This is a genomic window from Lutibacter sp. (assembly GCF_041596795.1).
Taxonomy (GTDB): Bacteria; Bacteroidota; Bacteroidia; order Flavobacteriales; family Flavobacteriaceae; genus Lutibacter.
The window spans coordinates 1-4,050 of record NZ_JBFHHX010000212.1; the positions used below are offsets into that span (position 1 = coordinate 1).

The 4,050-nt window shown below is 26.3% G+C and carries 3 protein-coding genes; all 3 read right to left on the reverse strand.

All coding sequences use genetic code 11. From position 1 onward, the window contains the following. Positions 1–1,994, reverse strand: a 1,994-nt coding sequence (locus ABY298_RS15295) for an ATP-binding protein (protein ID WP_372746919.1), incomplete at its 3' end; no start/stop codon positions are given. Between the two features lie 182 nt (positions 1,995–2,176). Continuing rightward, complete coding sequence (locus ABY298_RS15300; RefSeq protein ID WP_372746920.1) at positions 2,177–3,487, reverse strand: ABC1 kinase family protein; 1,311 nt, start codon at positions 3,485–3,487, stop codon at positions 2,177–2,179. Positions 3,488–3,497: 10 nt separating this feature from the next. After that, positions 3,498–4,050: TetR family transcriptional regulator C-terminal domain-containing protein (locus ABY298_RS15305; protein WP_372746921.1), on the reverse strand; the 553-nt coding region annotated here is incomplete at its 5' end.

Here is a 4,050-nt window from a genome sequence, read left to right on the forward strand (position 1 = left end):
GATAAATAAGCATTACATCCAACTTTTATAGCTTTTGTTTTATAATTTTCTTGGGTATAGGCAGATTGCGCAATAATATAAACAGTTTTATTAAATTTTCTAATTTCTTCAGTAGCTTCAAAACCATTTAACTTTGGCATTTTTATATCCATTAATATAATTGAAGTATTTGGAAATTGTTTAATTAGCTCAACAGCTTCAGCGCCATTTTTTGCTCTTATAATTTTAGTTGAAATAGGTTCTAGAATTTGTTCTAAAAACAAAAATGAAGTTTCATCATCTTCTGCAATTATAAAACTTTGTTTTGTTACAGGAGTTTTTTCTGTTGAATTTAAAACTACATTACCATTAATTTTTGATTTTTTATCAACAATATTAGGTATACGAACTAAAAAAGAAGTTCCTAAATTAGGAGTTGATACAAGATTAATTTCACCACCTAAAAGATTTACATAACCTTTAGATATTGATAACCCTAAACCAGAACCTTCAAAACCACTGGAGTGCGAAAAATCTGCTTGTACAAATTGCTCAAATATTGTTTTTTGTTTTTCAAGTGGAATTCCTATTCCGCTATCTTTTACTTTAAAATCGGCATACTCATTTGTTATTTTGTATGAAATTTCAATAAATCCTTCTTTTGTGAATTTTAATGCATTTTTTATTAAGTTGGTAAGTATTGAGTTTAGCTTGTACTCATCTGTATAAAATTCTGTATTTAAAGTAGTATTATCTTCAATTAAGGTTAATTTTAAACCTTTTGATTTTGCCTCTGCACTAAAAAAATCGAAAAGTTCATGAATTACTTTTTGAATGTCAACTTTTTTAATTGACGGTTTTTCAAGTCCAGATTCTAGTTTAGAAACATCAATAATATTATTAATTGTTTCTAACATTCTGTTACCGCTTTTTTGTATAATTCCAATAAACTGCGCTTGTTTTTCTACAGAATATGTGTTTGTTTTAAGTAAATCAGCAAAACCCAAAATACCATTCATTGGTGTTCTAATTTCGTGACTCATATTTGCTAAAAATGCCGATTTCATTTTATCACTTTCTTCAGCAATATTTTTTTGTTTCTCCAGTTCAATCATTATTTCTGAATTTAACTGAAGTTGATCTCTTAAACCTTTAGTTTTTTCTTGAACTCTAGAGCGTAAAACCCAATTAAAAATTACTAAAGCAATAATTACTAATGTAACAATTGCTGCTATAAGCAGAACATATTTTGGGTTAATTTGGCTACCACTATAATCTTTATCATACTCTCCAATCCATTTATCATAAATTAGTTGATATTGCCCATTTGCTAAAATAACTTCCAAACCATTGTCTAATAATTTAGCTAATTCTGGATTTTTTTCTGAAATTTTAAAACCCATATTTCGTTCTAAAATTCTATGTTCTAAAGGTATAACATAGTCTTTCCCTAGTTTTTTAGCATAATACATGCTTCCAACTCTTTGTCCAAAAATACAAGTAATATCTTTTCTATCAATTAACTCAACAAGTTCAATATAATCTTTTACATATATAAATTTAGCTGTTGGATTTATAGATAGCACATAATTAATAAGAACATCATTTTTCCATAAGCCAACAACTGGCTCTTTTGTTGATCTTAAAATTTCAAGTGAAAATTTTGAAATATTATTTTTATTGTATAAAAAACAATGCGATGTGTTTACTGCAGATCGGGTGTATAAAAAATTATCTGTATAACCTGGAAAGTTAGCACCTCCAATACTTTGTATACTATCTTTGTCTAATAAATTATTAATAGTATTCCAATCACCTGAAGCAATATTTATTTCGGTTTTATATATTTTTTTTATAGCATTTAAAATGTCAATATTAAATCCAACAAGTTCACCTGAATCATTTACATAATTATAAGGTGGGTAATTGTTACTGAACATTATTTTATACTGCGAATGTGTTTTACCAATAGTAAAGAATAATAAAAAGATATAAATTAATACACGAAATTTCATAACAAAAGTGTTTAGCCAAAAATAAGAAAGATTTTAGAATAATTTATTCATTATTTTAAAACAATAGAAACTCTCTTTTTAGCGTTGCCTTTAGCGGTTTTAAAAGTGAATTCTGCATAAATAACTTAATACTGAGTAAATTCAATATTAAGTTATTTAACTACATTTTAAAATTAAATATATTATAATGTTTTAAAATTGTGAATTTTTATTTGCTCAGATTTTAAATCGAACATTAAATTATACAAACCAAAAAAGGTTCTGTTAATATAAATAAAATGCTTAGAACCTCTATTTCCGTTCATTTTTTTAAGTTCTGTGTTTTTAGAATACCGTTCTCCTAATTCCGCAATTTTTCCAAAGAAATCGGGATTAGAAAAATCAAAATACTCCTGATGAAAAGGTTGGGTAAATAAACTTAGCATATTGTGAAACATTTCTGTAAAAAAAGCAATTTCTGCTGCAGAATCTTCTTCCTTTAAAATTTCAAGTTCAAATAGTTTTTCTTGAAAATAGGTCTTGTTTTCTAAATTCTTTTTTTCTGCCAATTCAAAATACGGAATGTAAAATGAGTTTGGGATAGATTTCATACAACCAAAATCCAAAGCAATTAAATTGCCTTCTTTTGAAACTAAAAAATTTCCAGGATGCGGATCGGCATGTACTTTTTTAAGAATATGAATTTGAAACATATAAAAATCCCACAAAGCTTGTCCTAATTGGTTTGCTAAGGTTTTGTTAGTATTTTTTGCTGTAAATTCTGATAAATGTTCACCGTGCATCCAATCCATGGTAATAATTCTCTCTGAAGATAATTCTTCATAATAAGTAGGAAATTTTAAATTAGGAATGTGTTTACAAGCATTAGCTACAGTTTTACTTTGTTCAATTTCTAATATATAATTTGTTTCTTCAATTAGTTTATTTTCAACTTCTTTAAAGTATTTATCTGAATCTTTACCTTTAATATTAAACATACTCATAGCAATTGGTTTTACCAATGCTAAATCCGAGGCAATACTTCCTGCAACTCCAGGATATTGAATTTTAACAGCTAATGTTTTTCCATTTTTTTTAGCCTTATGTACTTGGCCAATACTAGCAGCATTTACCGAATTTGGATTAAATTCATCAAAAATTTCATTTGGAGTTTTTCCAAAATAATTTTTAAATGTTTTTATTACAAGCGGTGCCGAAAGGGGAGGAACAGAGAATTGCGCCAATGAAAATTTTTCAACATAAGCTTGAGGTAAAATACTTTTTTCCATACTTAGCATTTGAGCAACTTTAAGCGCACTTCCTTTAAGTTTTTTTAAACCATCATAAATATCTTCAGCATTATTTTGATTTAATTTTTCTTTTGCTTCTAATTCAGATGATACTAATTTATCTCCGTAATATTTAAGGTAATTTACACCAACTTTTGCGCCAGTTTGCACTAATTTAGATGCTCTTTGAATTTTAGAAACAGGTATTTTATCTATTGTTTTCATTTTATTAATTTTAAACTTTAAAATTCATTTTCTCTTTTAGTAAAAACTTTCCAAAATCTATAGCACTTTTTAAAGGTTTTATATCAATTAAATCAAAACTTGTATTAACAGATTTTTCAATAAAAATATCTGTTTTTTCAAATGCTGTCGAACTATCATCCAACCAAAACTTTAAGGTTAGCAACAATTGAATCCAATAAGACTCTTTTAAACCCATTTGTTGCATTTTGGCAATTTTTTCTTGCTCAATTTTAAATGTTTCAATTTGTAACGTATCTATAAATGCTAAAAATAATTTTCTTAAATCTTGTAATTCATTTAAATTCTTTAAACTGTTTTTGTGTTTATTTAATGCGTAAACAACATAACTTCTGTTAGCAGCTAAATTTTCAAAAAAAGTATAATAAAAGCTTAAAAGTTTTGCTCTAGCATCATAATTTTCATAATCAGTACTTTGTTCTAAAGCATTTAAAGTGTTATTGAAAAACGCATTGAAAATTGATTTTTCTACAGCATCAAAATTTGCATAAAACATATAAAAAAGCTGTTCGTCAAAGTTATTA

Excerpts from the sequence above, each read along its gene's own strand:
- ABY298_RS15300 (WP_372746920.1), bottom strand. The coding sequence starts at position 3,487 with ATGAAAACAATAGATAAAATACCTGTTTCTAAAATTCAAAGAGCATCT.